We start from the raw sequence: 19,547 nt of genomic DNA on the forward strand, positions 1-19,547 counted from the left end.
GTGAATGAACGTGTGTGGCCTAACGCCCTAGTTAACCTGCAAGCATGCGAAACATAGGCGTCAGTGTTGAACACTGATTTAGGTTAAGAACAAGAGTAAAAATAGTTGCGTCACTCATGGCTACGCCACGACGCAGGGATGAGTGCGTTCCCATCACGAAATTGTTCAACCAAATGAATATTTTTCATTCCCGCCAAGAGAGACGCCGGGATGTGTTCCAGTACAATCATCTGGAATTCAGCGCCATAATCGCGATTTATTCGCGCAACAAAATTGTTCAACATTTCGAACGCAGCCTTGATTTTTGCCCTGTCACTATGATCCACCTCTTCTGGATCAACGACATCTTCTTCGCCGTAGTACGGCCTACTCGGCTGATCTAGGACCAAAAAAGCAGGAACAAACACCGATTTTTTATTGATCGCCACCTCGTGAAGTGCAAGAAACTGGAACAGATGCAAGAACATATGGTTAGAACTACTTCCCACGTTTTCTATTAGTGTCGAGCGTGGCTTGCGCAGTTGAAGACGCTTGTCCCTGTAACTGAAGATGGCCTGCCAGTTTCCATAATTCTCCAGGGCCGAGCTAGCCTCCCCTACAAGTCCCATCGCCACCTCGTTGATAAGGTAAACCACGGCGTCGCGAGCTTCTTCCACATTGCGTACGTCGATTTCCTCCATCTTCCTCATTAGATCCGAAACGTCCGATCCCGCAACGGTGCTCGTCTCCGGTTCCGCATCAGCATATGCATCGAGCTTTCCGCGCGCCTCGCCGATAAAGAGCCACATGTCACGAAGCGAATCGAACGACTTCGGCATTTTCGGCAGCGCTTCCAATTGCTCCTCAAGTGCGCTTTTGTCGCTCTCCAGTTTCCGAAGCAAAGAGGTAACCTGCCCATCAACCGGTCGCCTTGGAGCTACGGCTTCTTTCACGCGGGATAAATCAGCTTTCAGGCCACTCATCAGGTCATCAAAGATTTCTGACTTAACCAAGTCCGCTGAACGCCCCATCAGGACTTGTAAAGGTTTTAGGCTGTCCTCGGATACCTTCAGCGTTGTTTTGTACGCTTTATGCTCTTCAGTGAATTGCTGGAGCTTGCGTATGCGTCGATTCGTGGCAAAGAGTTGCGCATTGACTTCAGAGTAACGCTGCGCGGTTGCATCCATCGACGGCGCAGTGACGTCCTTGATGACATCTCGGAGACTGGCAGCGGATACATCTGCGGGCGCTTCTTTGATAAGCCCATACGCAGCCGCCTGTGACGCTATTTTCCGAGCCTCACCGTCGAAGATACCGCTGCGTGTATTTAATGAGCTGCTTCTCCTCTCCGCTTTGGCAATTTCCTTACGCAATTGTTCTTTTCGTTCGCGCGCCGCAATATTGCTCAAATCGTCTATCCCTAGGGCTAGGTCAAAGATTCGAGGTAATGCCTCCCGGTAGCGCTCTTCATCCTGACGATCGAAGAAAGTCGTCGTATTAATGATGATATCTTCGGACACCGTATTGAAAAGGAAAAAATATCGGAACGAAACTTTCGATCCCGACTTCAAAGCGCGGCCACCGAAAGGAAGAACCACGCGATCGTCAATACCAAATTCCGCCTCGAGAATGCTCCGTATATCGGCCTCGCTGCTATTCGCACTTGGAAGCGCAGGAAATTCGCCCATGCTTGAAAAGAAATAATCATTCGACACGTGAGCTTCATGCGGGCTTCTGCGAGCGAGAACGAATTCCTTGTCGTTGATGTAGAACTTCAACCCATACCAATCTGTATTATCGTTAATCACATCATGCGGCAGCTTATGTTCGCTGGCGAGGAAGCAATAATCGATGATCCGCAGAAGCGCAGTTTTTCCGGTCTGACTCCCGCCCGTGATAACGTTTACGCAATTGCGCTTAAATTCAACATCCCGGCGAACGCCTTTGCGCGACCAGATGCTTATTACGTCAATTCCAAATCTCACAGTTGTATCCTGAAATTTAAGTAGAGTTCGTTGACTGGGCTATCTAAGAGCGCAGCGACTTTTTCGGATGCCTTATCGATACGCAAAGCCCTGGTTCCAAAGCTCTTGTCGATGTTCATCGGCGTGGTTAATACCAAATGATCCTTGAGTTCGGCATGACCCAGATGTATGAGCAACTGAATCGCATTAACCGAGACCACTAAGCTGCTCTCGAATCGGTCATTAAAATTTGCGATAAATTCTGGATGAGATGTGGCAAATGCCGCAGCTTCCCTTCGACGCGTATGTCCATTTCCCATAAATGAAACCGTCGGCCCATGCATCATAAGTGGCATAACCAATAGGACCTTCGGCAACGCGAGAGTCTGGCGATGATTCAACACGCTCGCAATAGCTGCAGTGCAAATACCAACATTGTTGTACCCATCCCAGCTACGTCTGAAATTATTGCGGGGTTCATTCTCGATCTCTCTCACATTTTCTCCCAATCGCGGTGCCACCCAATTTTCGATTCATCGGAAAGATGATAGAGTTCACCGTGACTCAAATCGAGGCTCAACTCGCTCACAGAGACTTTGAAGCGATGCCGTCGCAATTCTTTCAGTATTACGAGAGCCTCGTCGACCACTTCTTGTAAGGTCGTGCATTTTTTGAAGGCCCCTCTGAATTCGTTTGTCCATCGAAGAATGACTTCTTTGTGCAAGGCGTCGACCTCGTCGACGACCAACTCACCCGACTGAACCCATTGCTCAAAATATCGGGAAATACGCATTTTCTGTATTGTGTAATCAATGGCAGATTCTGTGTCGCCGAGGGCTAAATCGCTGATTTCGAGCAGTCGCTTGATGAATACTTGGGCAAAAATATCATCAGGCAGTACAGGTTTGAATACCGGCAATGAAAGTTCGTTGCTACGAGCATCAGTGAAAACGTGGCGATACCGCGTAAAGAACTCCTCGTACTTGATAACGATTCGCTCACCCTTTTTGATAGCAATGAAATTATCACTTCGAAGATTTGAATCTAAGCGTGCAAATACCGAGTCAAGCTTAGATTCATCAATGACTTTTTCGTGAATAGCACGCTTCACTAACTCGATAACATCATCTTCACCAAGCTCAACGAATATTCGCCGAGAAAATTCTTCAAGTATATCGTCCGTAAGTGCCAATACTGCGGAGATGTACTCCTGTATTGTCTTGTCCTGACTCTTTGTCAGCAAACCCTGTACGTGCTGCTTCACCACCGCAAACTTAATTTCACCGCGCCGAAACTGTTCTATGAGCTTCAAAAACTCGTTTGATTTGCTCTCGGACTTATTTGTGACCAAGTGAAATTCAGTCTTTTTGACAAACGTCAATTGCGCAGCGCTGGGCAAACGGCCATCAATCGGATCGCAAATAATTTTTGCCCAATTGTGAAGTGTCTTCCACAAATCACTATCCAACTCCGCCAATGCAATGACCGTTCCGCTAGCTGTTTTTTGAACAGTGTGCTTCAGCTGAAAAAGTAACTGGAAATCATTCTGGAGCTCAGTGTGAACATCATCTTTCACTTCAAGACCGACTGATTCTCCAGTTTTAAGATTAAGCAACCGGTACAAGAAATAGTAGTACTGATAGTCAAAACCGATGCTGGTATCGTCGGCACTAGTCTTTTCAGTGAAGCTCTTTGGTTTAGACACTAATCTCCCCCTGTTTTCAAGCTGGCGTACCTACCCTGCTAGAGCAGTATCAAACACACAATCTTATGCGACGAAAAGTTGGCATATTGCCTATTGGTAAATAATACTTGGTTTCTTATAAGCATGCCAATTTTTTCTCTGGACGTTAGCTGTGTTCTAAAACGCATGCACCACCAATCCGTAGCTCCGGCGTAGCTAGATGAAAACCCCCTCGAAGTGCTTGACTTCGAGGGGGTTGAGTTACGTGCGCTAAATCAGACATGACCTAATGGAGTGGACGCCCTCTTCCATATCATGACGAGACGCTGCGCACCTGTTCAGCAGCTGTCCCGACCGCTACCGCGGATTGAAGATAGAACGACTGCAGATGAAAGACATGCCATCGCGCCGCATGGACTTCGAGACGGCATGGAACCTCGCAGGTTGCGTCGCGGTCCGCCAGCCGGGTGGCATCCGACAGAAGCAGCTCCTGATCACCGACCTGGACTAGCATGGGTGGCAGGCCGTGCGGCCCCACTTCGAGCGGGTCACGCACCTCGGCGCAGGCTGGAGCGTCGTACCAGCGAAGTCCCTGCTCCAGCCAGCCCCGGCGGATCATCGGATCCTCGCGGTGCCGGGAGGTCAGCGTGGCGCCGTCAAGCGTAGCGTCGGCGACGAGCGAGATCAGCAGCAGGTGGCGAAAACGCTGCCATTGCACTTACCATGTTTTGCACTTGGCTATCCAGCAAGGTCTTTCCGTCACTCGCCTTGAACTGCTCTACATGATACTGACTGCCCAGATACCAATTAGTCAGCGTCGCCTTATCCGAAGTACCTATAAATACTCACCTCCAGATTGTTCGAGACCTTGCGCAGCCAGATCTGGTCGGCAGCAATATCGTTCAGGAACTGCAACACATCGGTGTTGCCAGCAGTTGTATCATTCTCCTGCACGGTATCAGCACCGTAACCTCTAGTGCTCCGATCTTCGATGCCATGACGTCTTTGGGCTTGCCTTGGCAAGGGAGGGACCAATCCACCAATTGACTGGGAATGGGACGATACTCCATCACAATTCCCTTAGATAAATCACACCCTTAATTCATCCAGGGCTTTCCCAATCGCTACCCATTCTTGCACCCACTTTGGCTGCCGTCCTCTGCCAGTCCATTGCAGCGATGCATCGCTTGGATGACGATAACGAACTGCAACTTTCGCCTTTACCGCACGACTCTTACTCTTCGCTTGCAAACCCATCAACTCGTCCAGAGGGATACCTGCGCTTTGAGCGATGGCAAGGACCTTCTGACGTGCTGCAGCCAACTCGTCACGCTCCTTAATCTTGATCTGCTGTTGCACCTGCTCCAGCAATTCACGTAGTTGCGTTACCGACTGATGAGACAAATCCATGCCAATCCTTTCAATATTGAATTCGGAATTATAACCGTCATTATTCGAGGTCACGCTTAAACTCTAAGTGCCATGGAATTTAATAATGATGAATGTTTTTAATTCCGGCACAGGACTCACAACGAATAGTCGATGCTGGTACTTAGATGCAGAGATCCACATTCAAGCGGTATATTGCTAACCAGCAGATCAGAGGGGTTAGAGCAATAGCGATGCGCTAATCGTGTCGATTGCAGTTTATATCTGCTATTGAGTTGCGATAGCTCTGTGAATGACGTACGTATCAACTCTTCATTAACATTGTTCAGTTCAGTAACGTTGAATTGAATTTACTGAATCACATTTCATTTCTTTAATTAGATATTCGAAGTCAAACAATCTCTATAACGTCATATAGCCAGCTTATTCTAGCTGGCTATTCATCTTTGATCTATTTCACGTCTAATCGTCTCTATAGCTCTCTACTGAAGCTATGCTTCACTACCTAGTCAGAGAGAGGTGTGAAATACCTCTCTTAATATAACGTATATTTGGCCGTTGGCCCCCAACCGTTTAAAGGCAAGTGTCCGAGTGCACCTCTGCCTCGGACACAATATTAGGGTTATCCAGTAATTTTTTACTCGATTGAGTAATCTATGATCGTCTGAAAATATGACCAGTTAATAGCCGTTGTAACTGGAAACCTCAATATGCTCACAAGGCTTTACAGTTATCTCAATACGTGTTGCCGGTATGATTGAAGCCTATAGAGCAGAGAATGCTCAGATCAAACAAGGCGAGCTACAAATCTCGTTCAACAGTAGGAGCAATGCCTAGCACACGTCGATGCTTGGACTGCTCTGGACTAGACCTTCCCGCATCCAAAGTACAGCGCCCTCATCTACACGCTACTAGCAGCGTGTCCACGCATCCGCTTGACCTCTGCCTTGAGCCCAGCCAGGCTTAGGGTACTCCCATCAGTCCTGCCCCTCATTCCAGTATCCATCTGCTACCAGCTAGAAGTATTTGCCCTCCAGAAGGAACGACGGAATGCACTAGCTTGGACTCTTTATAGCCAGAGCAATCTCAGTAACTTTGAAACGATACGGTGACTAAAATCATCCAAACACAACGTTCTGCTTGACTAGGGCTGTTATCCGGCTTTAGCCTTGATATCGACATCACTTGTATTTTTAAATCCGCATTACTTGTATATGAAATTTACTATAACTAGTATATTTAGTTAGATATATTAAAATCAATGTGAGACCTCCAAAGCATAATATTTCCCAGGGGAAAATTAAAGCTTGGTGTTTCCACAATCCGAAAAAATGAAAGATATGGCCAGCAATCACAACTTATCGATTCGCGACATTTACGATGGAATTGACATAGACACAACCATGGTCAAGGAAGAGGGATATCAGCGGAAGATCCAGATGATTCCCCCCAATAGGCGCGGCTTTGTCTTTTCTCTTGTCGAGATAGAAATGTTTGTGCAGCGGATCGTATCGAGTGAGGAAGTCGGATTTAGCTACAAGAAAAATAACAAAGGAATGGAGGCCTTAGTGAGAGAGCCCCTGGCAGGCTATTTTGACAAGATAGAAATTTACCTTCGTCAGTTTCGTCCAGCCTTGTTGAGTAATAGAATTCCTGTTGGAACATATCGTATCGCCAGCAATATCTATCGTAGCGATCAATTTTTTAGTGATAAATATGAATTTAGTGAATACGTGACATTATTTTTCGATGCCTGTATGAAAATATTTCATTTCGACACCGGCAGGGCAAATCACTTTGAATCTGATTTATTAGGCTGCAATCCATTATTTTTCCATAAAAACAACAACGAACTTTCTGCAGATCTATTTAATAATCTAATTCTCTTTATTCGTAACAAATACAAAACATTAGAATTAAAAAAAAGAATCAAAGCAAGAAATAGCAATGCTCCTCGAAATTACAAAAGCAATATCGAATATACTCAGTATTTATTTACGCGACATCCTCAATTATTCATAGCACGTATCGATCTCGGCTATAACCATTATGTAACGGCTAAACAGGCCCATAAAGATCGCATACGATTTTTGAACAACCTCAGAGCCAAATACGAAATATCCATCAATCTAGGAGGATTTATATGGAAATTAGAATATGGGGAAGATAGGCATTATTATTTTCATTTTATTTTCTTCTATCGTGATTCAGACACGATAAACAATGAGTCGATCACAGAGAAAATCGGGGATTATTGGAAAAACCATATAACCCCAGACCGAGGATGGTATTTGGATTGCAAGACGAACCCAAACAAATACATATCCGACGGGATCGGAATAATTCAGCGTCGAGAAAAGGCGAAGCGCAATAAATTGCTTTATGCCCTTCAATATCTGACAAAAAAAGATCAATATTTGCGGCACATACCTGACAAAGATTGCACAGTCATGGGGCGTGGTGAAATGCCCGTCAGGCTCACCAGCCGCATTGGTCAACAAACCAGCAGCGTTGACAAACAAGCCGGTTCGAAGAAGCCTAGAGGGTATGTGACCCCGCTTGATCGCATCAACAAGAGGGGCTAGTTGCGTCAGCAGCGGCGGGAATCCAATTCCTGCCAGCAGCATTCGTCACAATGTTCCGATCTCACGAAGATATTTTGCCCCTAGCATGTGTCGAAATTCGTCCTTAATGCCTTCTTGCGGTGTAGGTTTTCGGGAATGGTAAAACTCGAATACCCGGATCATCTGTTCTTGGACAAACGTATCGGGATTATCGTAGGTATATCCCAAGGATTTGGCCAAGCTCAAAAATTCCTCACTAGGACAATTTAAGCTCTTTTGAACAAAGACACTAAGCAGTATTTTATTTTCGGAGTGAGATGCTTTTGAAATATCAGCAAGGATTTTTTCGACAATTTCGTGATCGGCCGGCACGTCTGCGGACAGACCAATGGGCTCCATCACCTGTTCGTAAAAAAGGCGCCGCCATTTCTTGGCACCTTCCTCAAGTATCCGGCGCACGGTGACGATATGCGTGCTTTCCACGATCGCGACCTGTGCCACGTCCATTTGCGAAATGGCTGGACTGCGGGAAAGGTCGACCTCCCGATACGTACGCTTTTTCCGCACCTCCACCTGTATCGTTCTAGGCCTTTCAGGCGATGATGCAGGTTTATCCTCCGCCTTGACCACCTCCGCCTTCAAGATGCTCGATATACTGGCAATGTGCGCTCCGCTGGACTTATCGCCCTGGCCCTGGACAAGTAGTTCATCTGACGCTTGCTGGCTACGCCTCTCCATCTGTATCGCTTTTGATTGGCGAAATAGAGCGGCAAGTCCTCCCTCTGTTTCTACCACGGGTTTCTCCATGACACGCGAGGCATCGGCATTTTGCGTGTTGTAGGATTTCTCGGCTTGGTCCTGGGCAAGGACATCATCTTGTTCATCTGATGTTCGCTTGCTCCTCGCCCTCACCGATTTCGCTTTTTGGGTGCTGAATGAAGAAGGCGATCCATCCTCAGTATCTACCGAGGACTTCTCCATGGCATGCGGAACATCAGCATTTTTTGCCTCGTTGGGCCTTGCGGCTTGGAGGATGTTTCCAACCGAGGCATCGTTCTTATGGGGGAGAGATGCCACCCACGCCTCTATCTTGGATTCGATCCACCCCACGGCATTTGGACCGAGTTTGACTGAGAGCGGAAAACTCGGGTCGTACTCAGGTGATTTCGAATTCATTTTGTTATAAACGGAAGATTTCGAAATTTTCGTGCGCTCCAAAACTTGTTTTAAGCGAAGGATAGTCGCCCCAGTTCCGTTTTGCTGTTTCTCAACTGCCATATGTCATTCCATTCTTATTTAATTTTGGTCATGGCTTGAATAATACATCGCGGGAGAGGTCCAGCGCCGTCCAAACAGGTCCAAAGAGCAATGTATTGCGGACAGGGTTCGGACGTAACCATAGGGTTCTAAACATAGGTCTGCAAGCAACGCGTAGAGCATACGACGCACGCAGGGAAGAGCCGAACGTGATGAGAGTTGCACACTGTCGCTGCAGCAGCGAAACGCCGAGCATTTAAACGCTCCTGAGGCAGGCATCGGGAATGTTGGAGCCTTAGGAAACTGCGGGCGCCGGACCGATGCCGGCCGTCAGATCGCCAATTGATCTCTGCCAGCTTTACGCTTGCGGAGAAAAACCGCAGCAGCAACGATCCACAAAGGTATTGAGCGGGCTTGGCGGCGTGCGCTGCACGCCTCACCGGCCCTCATCAGAGATGGCATACTGAATGGCATACCAGAAGCCATAAAAAAACAAAAACCCCTTAAACATCAAGGGGTTAGTGAAAATATATGGCGGAAGCGGTGAGATTCGAACTCACGAACGGGATAAACCGTCGCTAGTTTTCAAGACTAGTGCCTTCAACCACTCGGCCACACTTCCAGAGAGGCGTAATTATACCCAATTTGCGGGAAATTAACGATCCCGAAGCCGCTTTTATTGGAATAAAAGCAGGATTACTCAGGAAAACAGCTCAATCCAGCAGAAACATCTGCTGTAAATCATTCAAAAACCGTTGTCCCAGCGCAGTAGGCTGGATGATCTTGTGGTCGCGGTAAAGTAAGCCCTTAGCTTCAGCCTGGTTCAAGGATTTTTCTATCGTATTGATGGCCAGTCCGGTACGCTCACTGAACAGATTCACCTCGAAACCCTTATTCAGACGCAGCGCATTCAGCATGAATTCGAATCCGAGATCGTCGCGGCCGATTTCCGTTTCCTCCTGGACTACATTACCCAGGCGACTATGTTCGAGATACGCCTTGGGCTGCTTGTAACGCATCTGGCGGATTACGCGATGCGGGAATGACAGCTTGGAATGGGCGCCGGCGCCGATGCCGAGATAATCGCCGAATTCCCAGTAATTCAAATTATGCCGCGCCTGGCGGCCGGCCTGGGCATAGGCCGATACTTCGTAATGGCCGTATCCGGCGGCGCTGGTGTGCGCACTGATCATGTCTTGCATCTCGGCGCTGGCGTCGTCGTCCGGCACAACTGGCGGATACTTGGCGAAGTAGGTATTCGGCTCCAGCGTCAGATGGTAGAGCGACAGGTGCGGCGGCGCAAAGCCGATGGCGGTGGCCACATCCTGTTGCGCCTCTTCGAGCGTTTGCGATGGCAAGGCATACATCAGGTCGAGATTGAAGTTGTCGAAAGTCTGATGGGCGATCTCGACCGCGCGACGCGCTTCGCCGTCGTCATGGATCCGGCCTAAGGCTTGCAGATGGCGGCCGTTGAAACTTTGAATGCCTATCGACAGCCGATTGATGCCGCTGTTGCGGTATGACTTGAATTTCTCTACCTCGAAGGTGCCGGGGTTGGCTTCCATCGTAATTTCGGCGACACCATCCAGCGGCAGCAATGAACGCACATCCGACATCAGGCGATCCAGTCCGGCCGCCGACATCAGGCTGGGGGTGCCGCCGCCGATAAAGATCGTATAAACCTTGCGGCCCCAGATCAGTGGCAGTGCGGCTTCCAGATCTGCGCGCAAGGCAGCCAGGTATTCTTCCTCAGGAAAACCGCCCTTGGCTTCATGCGAATTGAAATCGCAGTACGGACACTTCTTCACACACCAGGGAAAGTGAATATACAGCGACAGCGGCGGCAAGGCGCTCAGATTGAGCGCGCCTGGCTGCAGATATGCCAGAGCCGCCTGGGCGGCTGCGGATGGCTTGTTTTCGGCGTGACCGCTGGCATGGCTTTTCGCCTGGCCCGGCATGCCGATGGGTTTAATCGGGATCATCGTAATTTTTCAACTAAAGCACGCAGCGCCTGGCCGCGGTGCGAGACGGCATTTTTTTCGGCCGCGGTAAACTCAGCGGCAGTCTTGTTCTGCTCCGGCAGCAGGAAATACGGGTCGTAACCGAAACCGCCGGCGCCGCGCGGCTCATCGATGATGAAACCGTTCCAGCGGCCGTCGGCAATCACCGGTTGCGGATCGTCGGCATGACGCACGAATACCAGCACACAGTAATAATAGGCCGATTTATCGGCATGCGACGCCAGATCGGCGACCAGCTTGCGATTGTTTTCCGCATCCGATTTCGGTTCGCCGGCATAACGTGCCGACAACACGCCAGGCGCGCCGCCCAGCGCGTTGACGCAGACACCGGAGTCGTCAGCCAGTGCAGGCAGGCCTGTCAGGCGCGAAGCGTGGCGGGCCTTGGTGAGCGCGTTTTCAATAAAGGTCAGGTACGGCTCCTCCGCCTCAGGGACATTGAACTCGCCTTGAGGGCGAACTTCAAAATCGATCTGTGCCAGCAACTGGCTGAATTCTTTTAATTTACCGGCGTTATTGGAGGCCAGGACCAGGGTGCGTGACATGAGCGACTCGAAGCAAAGAAAGCCGGTACTTTAGCACCGGACGGGAGTTGTTGTTGGGCCAGCGCCGACGAACATGATCAATCAGACAATATTGATCAGACAATATTGATCGAGGCAGGCGAAAAATAATAATGAAAAAACAAAAGGAAGGCTAAATGCCTTCCCCGAGATATATTGCAAGGAACAGCGTCTTATGCGACGCGCTTGCCCAGGATGACCAGATCGCGCTCTACGCCGTCCAGGGTAGCGACCCGCGGCATGTTGGCCCAGCGCTCGAACCCGAAAGCGTCGAACAGTTTCAGGCTGGCTTGATTGTGGCCGAAAATGAAACCGAGCAAGGTATGCACGCCGATGGCCGGCGCATGTTCAATCGCCTTCCCCAGCAGATAGCGGCCGATACCCTTGCCGCGCGCATCTTCATGGATATAGATCGACAGCTCGGCAGTGCCGGCATAGGCCGGACGCCCATAGAAATCGGAATACGATAGCCAGCCCAGAATCGAGGCCGTGCCATCCGCGCCCTGCTGCTCCACCACCCACAGCGGGCGCCGATCGGCGTTATGCTGGTCGAACCAGGCTTGGCGCGATGCCACGCTGACCGGTTCGGTATCGGCAGTAACTTCGCGCGAAGCGACGGTGCTGTTGTAGATATCTACAATCGCCGGCAAATCCTGTTGGCCGGCTAATCTAAAGTTGTAATCCATAATTTGTAATTCGAATCAGTAATTCAAAGATGCATTGATGTCGGCATTGGCCGGCATCAATAAGTATGCGTTGGACGTGCCGATCCCAGCGCCGATCCCAGCACTTCTTCAATCCGCTTGCGCAGCCGCTGGCCGCTGTCGTCGTCCGGAAAATGCACGCCGACCCCTTGCGCCTTGTTATTGTTGGCGTTCTTAGGTGTAATCCACGCCACTTTGGCAGCAATCGGATACTTGGTGCCATCGTCCATCAGGCTCAAGATCAGATAGATTTCGTCGCCGAGGTGGTAGCTCTTGTTGGTTGGCACAAAGATGCCGCCGTTGATCAGGAACGGCATGTATGCGGCATACAAGGCGGATTTCTCCTTGATCACCAGCGACAAGACCGAAGGCCGGGCTAATTTGACCGGCTCGGCCGGGATTGTAGAGTTTTCTGCCATCGCTATCCTATAAGCAAAATTCAAGCAAACATTGCGGCGTAGTCCAACAGCATCTCTTCAATGAAGAGCCGCGCCGATAAAGGGTGTTCTGCAATTGCACGACGTTCATTGCTGCTTTTCAGCGCCCGCAACAGAGAACCGGTTTCAACTTTGGCGGCCAGGCTTGCGAGGGCTTTTTCGTAACGAGGATAATACCGGATTGTGCCGCATAATTTAAAGGAAAACAGGTCATATAGCCAACGCTGCTGCCAGCCGACCAGCTCGGCGACCGGGGTTTTCTGCAAATGCTCGGCACATTTCAACGCACCGTCTATGCCTGGCTTGGTCAAATGCAGCAAAAACTCATCGATCAGCTCGCGTCCCTCGCTTTGCGACTGCGCGTAAGCAGTCAGCGGCGCGCCGCCCTGCTCTGCCAGCCAGACGTCTGCATCCTTCACGTCTTGCTGGCGCAGCCAGGCCATGGCCTGCTCGCGCGACGGCAGCGGCATGGCGAATTTGCGACAACGCGACAAAATGGTCGGCAGCAAACGGTCGAGGCTATTTGAACTCAGCAGAAAGACGGTGTTTGGCGGCGGCTCTTCCAGTGTCTTCAACAAGGCATTCGAGGCGGCGGTATTCAGCGCTTCGGCCGGATAGAGTAATACCACGCGTTGGCCCTGGCGATGGGTGGAGATATTCATGAAGCCGGACAAGGCGCGGATCTGGTCGATCTTGATTTCCTTGGACGGCGCCTTGGCTGACTTGGCAGTTTTTTTGCCATCGCCGGCATCACCGCCTTCGTCGCTATCGCCCGCATCCTCGCCGTCTAGGATCTCCGGTCGCACACGCCGGTAATCGGGATGGTTGTATTGCATGAACCAGCCGCACGAACCGCATACGCCGCAGGCATGGCCGTCCGCCTGCGGTTGTTCGCACAGCAGCGATTGCGCGAACAGTTCGGCAAAAACGGTTTTGCCGATACCTTCAGCGCCGTGAAACAGAATCGCGTGCGGCAAGCGTGCGCGCATTTGCTGCAGCTGCTGCCAGACGCCGTCCTGCCACGGGAACAAGGAGTTGCTCATTGATTTACGCTTCGCTTATAGAACGTTATCGTCATCGGCATGGTGCTTACCCGGCGCACAGGCTGGAAACAATGTGCGCCAACGCTTGCCGGACTTCGGCAATCGTTTTAGTCGCATCGACAACCTGGAAACGCTCAGGAAATTGGGCGGCACGGCGCAGATATTCAGCGCGCGTGGCGGCGAAGAAATCCGCCTTTTCCTGCTCGAACTTATCCAGCGTGCGGGTCGCGTCCAGGCGTGTCCGCGCCACTTCCAGCGGCACGTCGAACAACAAGGTCAGGTCCGGCTGCAAGTGCGGATGCACCCATTGCTCCAACGCTTCCAGTTTAGCCAACGGCAATTTCCGGCCGCCGCCCTGGTAGGCGAAAGTGGCGTCGGTAAACCGATCTGAAATCACCCAGTCGCCGCGTGCCAGGGCCGGCTCTATCACTTGCGCCAGATGCTCGCGACGCGCGGCGAACATCAGCATCGCTTCCGTCTCCAGATGCATTTTTTGATGCAACAACACTTCTCGCAGCGTTTCTCCCAGCTCGGTGCCGCCCGGCTCGCGAGTGGTGACGACCTTCAAACCGTGCTTGCACAACAGATCCGCGACAAAACCGATATGAGTCGACTTGCCGGCGCCGTCTATGCCTTCAAATGTGATGAATTTTCCTGATGCCATTGCCTTGCCTGTTGAGTTGCTTATGCGGTTTTGAAGAAAACCAGCCAATACTGCGGGTTATTACTGCGGGTTAATACCGCGGGTTAATACCGCAATTATCGCGCATCGCCATCACTACCGTTGATATTGATTGACCGCCTGGTTATGCTCACCCAGATTATTCGAGAAATGGCTGCTGCCGTCGCCCCGTGCCACGAAATACAAGGCGTCGGTCTGCGCCGGATGCATGGCGGCGCTGATCGATTCCGCGCCTGGCAAGGCGATCGGCGTCGGCGGCAGGCCGGGCCGGGTATAGGTGTTGTAAGGTGTATCTGTTGTCAGGTCGCGCTTGCGAATGATGCCTTGATATTGGTCGCCCATGCCGTAAATCACGGTCGGATCAGTCTGCAGCAGCATGCCTATCTTGAGCCGGTTGATGAATACGCCGGCAATCGTGGTGCGGTCGGCGCGGCGGCCGGTTTCCTTTTCGACTATCGACGCCATCACCAAGGCCTCGTACGGCGTCTTGTAGGGCAGCGATGCATCGCGCCCATCCCAAGCCTGGTTGAGGCGTTTGATCAGTAAACTGTGGGCCTGCTTGTAGACCTGCAGGTCGCTCGAACCCTTTGCAAACAAATAGGTATCGGGGGAAAACAAGCCTTCCGGCATGCTGTAGTCGGGCGTGATTTTTGCCAGCAATTCGGCATCGGACAACGCTGCGGTATCGTGCTTCAGCGAGGTTTGCGCCGCTACTGCCTGCCGCATCTGGCGGAAAGTCCAGCCTTCGATGACTGTCAGCGATTCTTGCGCAAACTCGCCGCGCACCAGTTGCGTCAGCAAGCGCAACGGCGTGGCGCCGGGTTTCAACTCATAACTACCGGCTTTTAATTTACCGCCCTTATCGGTCACCCGTGCCAGCAATTCCAGCAACTCGGGATTGACGCCGACTCCGGCCTCGTCGATCTGCTGCACCGAACTTGCCAAAGTGCTACCTGGTTTGATCGTGAACGGCCGCACCGCACCGGCATCGAAAATTGGCTTCTGCGCCCAATAAGCCACGCCGCCAACGCCCAGCCCGCCCAACAAGATCACGCTCAACAATAGTTTTTTAAACAAGACCGGTTCGCTCCGAATGGTTTTCAGGCATCTCGCAAAAACGGCCGACTCCAACGCTTTTTTTGCGACATCACTATAATCAACCCAATATGATAATCGCTGTTTCGAGAATGCCTACAATTTATGAATAAAATAACAAATAACTGGCTGGATTTTGCCCAGCAACAAGCGTTGGAGACGCTGCCCGCAACGATCGATGCCGGCGCATCTTTTTTTGCACCATTGACCGATCTCGGCCTGATCGCGCTTACCGGAGAGGAAGCTGCCAGCTTCCTGCATACCCAGCTTACCAATGACGTCCAAAATCTTGCCGCCGGACAAGCCCGGCTGGCCGGTTATTGCTCGCCGAAAGGACGATTGCTGGCCACCTTCCTGATGTGGAAGAGCAACGACACTATCTTTTTGCAACTGCCGCGCGACTTGCAAGCCGCTATCCAGAAGCGCCTGCAAATGTTTGTCATGCGCGCCAAAGCCAAGCTGGCGGATGTGACGGATACGCACATCGTGATAGGCCTGGCAGGCAATGTAGCTGGCGCGGCGCTGACCCCCTGGTTTCCAACGCTGCCAAACGCACCCTATGCCAAGATCGACAACGACTACGGCACCTTGATCCGTGTCGCCGACGCCAATTCCGCGCCACGCTATCAATGGATCACCAGCGCCGGGCATGCAATCACCGCCTGGCCGCAACTGAGCGATAGCTTGCAGCCGGTTGCTGCATCAGCCTGGCGCTTGCGCGAAATCCAGGCCGGCATTCCGCAAATTACCCTGCCGACACAAGAACAGTTTGTGCCGCAGATGATTAATTTTGAAGTGATTGGCGGCGTTAATTTCAAAAAAGGCTGTTATCCGGGGCAGGAAATTGTCGCGCGTAGCCAATATCTTGGCAAACTCAAGCGCCGCGCCGTCCTGGCCAGCGTCGCAGCGACCGGCATTACCGCCGGCACTGAAGTATTTTCCAGTGCCGATCCGGACCAGCCATGCGGCATGATCGTCAATGCCGAGGCCGATAGCGCCGGTGCCAGCAGCTGCCTGCTGGAGATCAAGCTGGCTGCATTGGAGAACGGTACGGTACACGTAGGATCGGTGAGTGGCGCGCAATTGCATTTCCAGGCGCTGCCCTATTCAATCGTAGATGTAACGGATGCGGAACTGTCAGCGTGAGCCCGCGATGAGTACCGATCTTTATATCTATTACCGCGTAGCCGCCGCCAACGCCCAGCAATTCGACACTGCTGCGGCGGCAATGCAGGCCGGGCTTTCATTGCAATACCAGGTCGCCAGCGCCCTCAAGCGCAGCCCCGAAATTAAAGATGAACATCACACCTGGATGGAGGTGTATTCTTCGGTGCCGCCGGATTTCATCGACATTATCGAACAGGCGGTTACCCAGCATGGCCTCGCAGCCCTTATCGATGGCCCTCGTCATACTGAATTTTTTGTGAATATTTCATCATGTGCTTGATTGTTTTTGCGTGGCAAGTGATTCCTGGCTCCCCCTTGATAGCCGCCGCCAACCGCGATGAATTCTATGCGCGCCCGACCGCACCCGCCAACTGGTGGGAAGACCGGCCCGATATCTACGCCGGCCGCGATCTGCAAGACGGCGGCACCTGGATCGGCATCACCCGCGGCGGCCGCTTTGCCGCGATCACCAATGTGCGAGCGCCGGCTGAACGGCGTACTGACGCACCTACCCGCGGTACGCTGGTGTCGGATTTTCTGGGCAGTAAAAAAACGGCTGCAGAGTATATCGCCGACATTAGCGGCGACGCCGCAAAATACAATGGCTTCAATCTGCTGGTCGGCGATGGCAAGGAATTGATCTGGTATTCCAACAAGCATGAGGAAGACGCCCGCAACGGCCAGCCGCTGCCACCTGGCATCTACGGTTTGTCAAACGCATCGCTAGACGGTTGCTGGCCGAAAGTGGTACGCACCAAAGCGCAATTTGCCAGCCTGCTGTGCCAGGGTGCGCCTGACGCCTGCTTCTTTGACATGCTGAGCGACACCACCCGCGCCGGCGACTGCCGGCTGCCCTCCACCGGAATCGACATCGAACTGGAACGCGTGCTGTCGGCCGTATTTATCGAATCGCCCGATTACGGCACGCGCGCCTCGACGCTGGTGAGAATCAGGGCCAACGGCAGCGCCATGCTGCATGAAAGAGTGGCGACGCCATCCGATTCACCGTCTCGCATACATACCCACGCTAAATCGCCATCAGAATCCCGCTGTACGCGCTGACATAGCGCGCACGGGCACCGCCGCACTCAGTTGTCACATTCAGGGAGCAGATCATGTTGCTGTCATCCGATCCGAATTCGTCGCAAGCGACGCTTGCGCCATCTGATGTTGTGCAGCAGCTGTGGCGCACCCTTGGCCAGCCGGATGCTGCTTTGTCGCAGCTGTCGCTGAGCGGCAGCGAGCCGATATTGCCGTCATCGTTCGCAGTCGGCACTGCTGCCCAGGCCAGCATTGCCGTAGCGGCCTTGTCAGCTGCGCAGCTGTGGCAATTGCGCAGCCAGCAACAGCAACAGGTAAGCGTCGACATGCGCCATGCCGCGGCCGAGTTCCGCAGCGAACGCTACTTCCGGATCAATGACGCCCGCAGCGATGAGATCTGGGACAAAATCGCCGGCACCTATTGCTGCGGCGACGGTAAATGGGTACGCCTGCACACCAACTTTCCGCATCATCGAGATGGTGTGCTCAGGCTGTTGCAATGCGAACATACGGTTGAGAGCGTGCGGCAAGCGCTGCAAAGCTGGACTGCCGAGGGTTTCGAGGACGCTGCGGCCAGCACCGGCCTGGTAGTCACCGCCATGCGCTCGTTCGAGGAGTGGGATCGCCACCCGCAAGGACTGGCGGTGCAAACACTGCCGCTGCTCACCATAGAAAGAATCGGCGATGCACCGCCGCGCGAACTACGCCCTCCGGTAGCGCAACGGCCGCTGGACGGCGTGCGGGTGCTCGACCTGACCCGCATCATCGCCGGACCGGTCTGCGGCCGTACGCTGGCAGCGCATGGTGCAGATGTCTTGCTGGTGACCGCACCGCAACTGCCGGCCATCGGCCCGTTGGTAATTGACACCGGCCGCGGCAAACGCTCATGCCAGCTCGACTTGCGGCAGCCGGACGATCATCGGACGCTCAGCCATTTGCTGCATGACGCTGACATTTTCGTGCAAGGCTACCGCCCGGGCGGACTCGATGCACTAGGCTTCGGCCCCGAGGCGGCGGCAAAAAAACATCCCGGCATCGTTTATGTTTCGCTATCGGCGTATAGCCATGTCGGACCGTGGGCCGAGCGCCGCGGTTTCGATTCACTGGTGCAAACCGCTAGCGGCTTCAACCATGCCGAAGCACAGGCAGCGCACAGCGACCAACCGAAACCGCTGCCGATGCAGGTGCTGGACCACGCCGCCGGATACCTGATGGCGGCTGGCGCCATGACGGCATTGGCGCGCCGGGTCACCGAAGGCGGCAGCTGGCATGTGCAGGTATCGCTGGCGCAAACCGGTCACTGGCTACGTCAGCTGGGGCGGGTCGAGAACGGCCTGGCGACTGCCGATATAAGCTTTGAACAGATTCAGGATCTGCTGGAACAGAGTGCATCGGGCTTTGGCCGGCTAACTGCAGTCGGTCATGCCGGGAAATTATCACTGACACCGGCACACTGGAGCCAGCCATCGGTGCCATTGGGAACCGATGCGCCTAGCTGGTAGCAAGCTTATAAACCGAGCCTTGCGCTAATCAGGCAAACACGTGGCGCATGCAAATATGCGGGATCCCGGCTTCGTAATATTCCTCGCCATCGCGGCTGAAGCCATGGCGTCCGTAAAACGCTTCAGCATGGATCTGGGCGTTCAGCACCACTTCAGCGTCGCCGCGTTGCCGCGCTTGTGCCATCAAGGCTTCCAGGATGGCGGCGCCTATGCCTTGGCCACGCCCGGCTAAACGCACCGCCATGCGGCCTATGTGGCCATCAGGCAGCAGGCGGCCGGTGCCGATCGCCTGGCCGGATTCGTTATAGGCGACTGCATGTATGCAGTGCTCGTCCATGTCGTCCCATTCCAGCTCTACCGGAATTTTCTGTTCAATGACGAATACATCGAAACGTACTGCGCGGGCGTCGGCTTTCTGGGCTGTCCAGTTATCGACTGTCAGGTGAAATTTCACGGCT

The 19,547-nt window shown here is 52.6% G+C and carries 19 protein-coding genes, 1 tRNA gene and 1 pseudogene; 5 read left to right on the plus strand and 16 right to left on the minus strand.

Annotation, left to right across the window (positions count from 1 at the left end; translation table 11 throughout):
- Positions 1 to 110: 110 nt before the first annotated feature.
- From BM205_RS17390 to BM205_RS17415, 6 genes and pseudogenes are all read right to left on the minus strand, one after another.
- Positions 111 to 1,964, minus strand: a complete 1,854-nt coding sequence (locus BM205_RS17390; RefSeq protein WP_092416134.1) for a DUF3732 domain-containing protein — start codon at positions 1,962 to 1,964, stop codon at positions 111 to 113.
- Positions 1,961 to 2,440, minus strand: a complete 480-nt coding sequence (locus BM205_RS17395) for a three component ABC system middle component (protein ID WP_217646057.1) — start codon at positions 2,438 to 2,440, stop codon at positions 1,961 to 1,963. The genes BM205_RS17390 and BM205_RS17395 overlap by 4 nt, the downstream gene beginning before the upstream one ends.
- The gene (locus BM205_RS17400; RefSeq protein WP_092416135.1) at positions 2,437 to 3,648 is read right to left on the minus strand and encodes an ABC-three component system protein; all 1,212 of its coding nucleotides are present in this window, start codon (positions 3,646 to 3,648) and stop codon (positions 2,437 to 2,439) included. Before BM205_RS17400 ends, BM205_RS17395 begins: the two co-directional genes overlap by 4 nt.
- A gap of 292 nt (positions 3,649 to 3,940) precedes the next feature.
- Positions 3,941 to 4,321: pseudogene (locus BM205_RS17405) on the minus strand (alpha/beta hydrolase fold domain-containing protein); the annotation flags it as partial.
- Entirely contained in the window at positions 4,284 to 4,466 is a 183-nt protein-coding gene (locus BM205_RS24780; protein WP_217646061.1) for a calcium-binding protein, read from the minus strand. The gene BM205_RS24780 and the pseudogene BM205_RS17405, both read right to left, overlap by 38 nt.
- Before the next feature lie 250 nt (positions 4,467 to 4,716).
- A complete protein-coding gene (locus BM205_RS17415; RefSeq protein ID WP_092416136.1) occupies positions 4,717 to 5,037 on the minus strand; it encodes an H-NS histone family protein in 321 nt (106 codons plus the stop codon).
- Positions 5,038 to 6,356: 1,319 nt separating this feature from the next.
- On the opposite strand from BM205_RS17415, the gene BM205_RS17420 reads away from it, so the two are divergent.
- Positions 6,357 to 7,601, plus strand: a complete 1,245-nt coding sequence (locus BM205_RS17420; RefSeq protein WP_175511306.1) for a YagK/YfjJ domain-containing protein — start codon at positions 6,357 to 6,359, stop codon at positions 7,599 to 7,601.
- Between the two features lie 45 nt (positions 7,602 to 7,646).
- On the opposite strand, the gene BM205_RS17425 is transcribed toward BM205_RS17420, so the two are convergent.
- The 9 genes from BM205_RS17425 to mltG all read right to left on the minus strand — a co-directional run bounded on the left by BM205_RS17425 (position 7,647) and on the right by mltG (position 15,361).
- Complete coding sequence (locus tag BM205_RS17425; RefSeq protein WP_092416138.1) at positions 7,647 to 8,858, minus strand: translation initiation factor IF-2 associated domain-containing protein; 1,212 nt, start codon at positions 8,856 to 8,858, stop codon at positions 7,647 to 7,649.
- A gap of 511 nt (positions 8,859 to 9,369) precedes the next feature.
- Positions 9,370 to 9,459, minus strand: a tRNA-Ser gene (locus BM205_RS17430).
- Between the two features lie 91 nt (positions 9,460 to 9,550).
- Positions 9,551 to 10,819 (minus strand): radical SAM family heme chaperone HemW, encoded by a 1,269-nt coding sequence (gene hemW / locus BM205_RS17435; protein WP_092416139.1) that lies wholly within the window; start codon positions 10,817 to 10,819, stop codon positions 9,551 to 9,553.
- Complete coding sequence (gene rdgB / locus BM205_RS17440) at positions 10,816 to 11,400, minus strand: RdgB/HAM1 family non-canonical purine NTP pyrophosphatase (protein WP_092416140.1); 585 nt, start codon at positions 11,398 to 11,400, stop codon at positions 10,816 to 10,818. The genes hemW and rdgB overlap by 4 nt, the downstream gene beginning before the upstream one ends.
- A 191-nt stretch (positions 11,401 to 11,591) precedes the next feature.
- The gene (locus BM205_RS17445; protein ID WP_092416141.1) at positions 11,592 to 12,104 is read right to left on the minus strand and encodes a GNAT family N-acetyltransferase; all 513 of its coding nucleotides are present in this window, start codon (positions 12,102 to 12,104) and stop codon (positions 11,592 to 11,594) included.
- Between the two features lie 56 nt (positions 12,105 to 12,160).
- Positions 12,161 to 12,541 (minus strand): PilZ domain-containing protein, encoded by a 381-nt coding sequence (locus BM205_RS17450; protein WP_092416142.1) that lies wholly within the window; start codon positions 12,539 to 12,541, stop codon positions 12,161 to 12,163.
- A gap of 20 nt (positions 12,542 to 12,561) precedes the next feature.
- A complete protein-coding gene (locus BM205_RS17455) occupies positions 12,562 to 13,602 on the minus strand; it encodes a DNA polymerase III subunit delta' (protein WP_092416143.1) in 1,041 nt (346 codons plus the stop codon).
- Positions 13,603 to 13,648: 46 nt separating this feature from the next.
- Entirely contained in the window at positions 13,649 to 14,266 is a 618-nt protein-coding gene (tmk, locus tag BM205_RS17460) for a dTMP kinase (protein ID WP_092416144.1), read from the minus strand.
- 114 nt (positions 14,267 to 14,380) lie between these two features.
- Positions 14,381 to 15,361, minus strand: coding sequence for an endolytic transglycosylase MltG (mltG, locus tag BM205_RS17465; protein WP_092416237.1), 981 nt, complete (start codon positions 15,359 to 15,361; stop codon positions 14,381 to 14,383).
- 123 nt (positions 15,362 to 15,484) lie between these two features.
- Here mltG and BM205_RS17470 point away from each other — a divergent pair, with 123 nt between their 5' ends.
- Genes BM205_RS17470 through BM205_RS17485 form a run of 4 tightly spaced genes read left to right on the plus strand, consistent with a single transcriptional unit; the run spans position 15,485 to position 19,089 of the window.
- Entirely contained in the window at positions 15,485 to 16,525 is a 1,041-nt protein-coding gene (locus tag BM205_RS17470; protein WP_092416145.1) for a CAF17-like 4Fe-4S cluster assembly/insertion protein YgfZ, read from the plus strand.
- A 7-nt stretch (positions 16,526 to 16,532) separates the two neighbouring features.
- Positions 16,533 to 16,826, plus strand: coding sequence for a DUF4936 family protein (locus BM205_RS17475; RefSeq protein ID WP_092416146.1), 294 nt, complete (start codon positions 16,533 to 16,535; stop codon positions 16,824 to 16,826).
- Positions 16,817 to 17,608, plus strand: coding sequence for an NRDE family protein (locus tag BM205_RS17480; protein WP_092416147.1), 792 nt, complete (start codon positions 16,817 to 16,819; stop codon positions 17,606 to 17,608). Before BM205_RS17475 ends, BM205_RS17480 begins: the two co-directional genes overlap by 10 nt.
- Before the next feature lie 53 nt (positions 17,609 to 17,661).
- Positions 17,662 to 19,089, plus strand: a complete 1,428-nt coding sequence (locus BM205_RS17485; protein ID WP_092416148.1) for a CoA transferase — start codon at positions 17,662 to 17,664, stop codon at positions 19,087 to 19,089.
- Between the two features lie 28 nt (positions 19,090 to 19,117).
- On the opposite strand, the gene BM205_RS17490 is transcribed toward BM205_RS17485, so the two are convergent.
- Positions 19,118 to 19,543 carry a GNAT family N-acetyltransferase gene (locus BM205_RS17490; RefSeq protein WP_092416149.1) on the minus strand — a complete coding sequence of 142 codons (426 nt, stop codon included), beginning with the start codon at positions 19,541 to 19,543 and terminating at the stop codon, positions 19,118 to 19,120.
- Positions 19,544 to 19,547: the final 4 nt, after the last annotated feature.

The organism is Collimonas sp. OK307 (assembly GCF_900113705.1).
In the GTDB taxonomy this organism is placed as follows: domain Bacteria; phylum Pseudomonadota; class Gammaproteobacteria; order Burkholderiales; family Burkholderiaceae_D; genus Collimonas.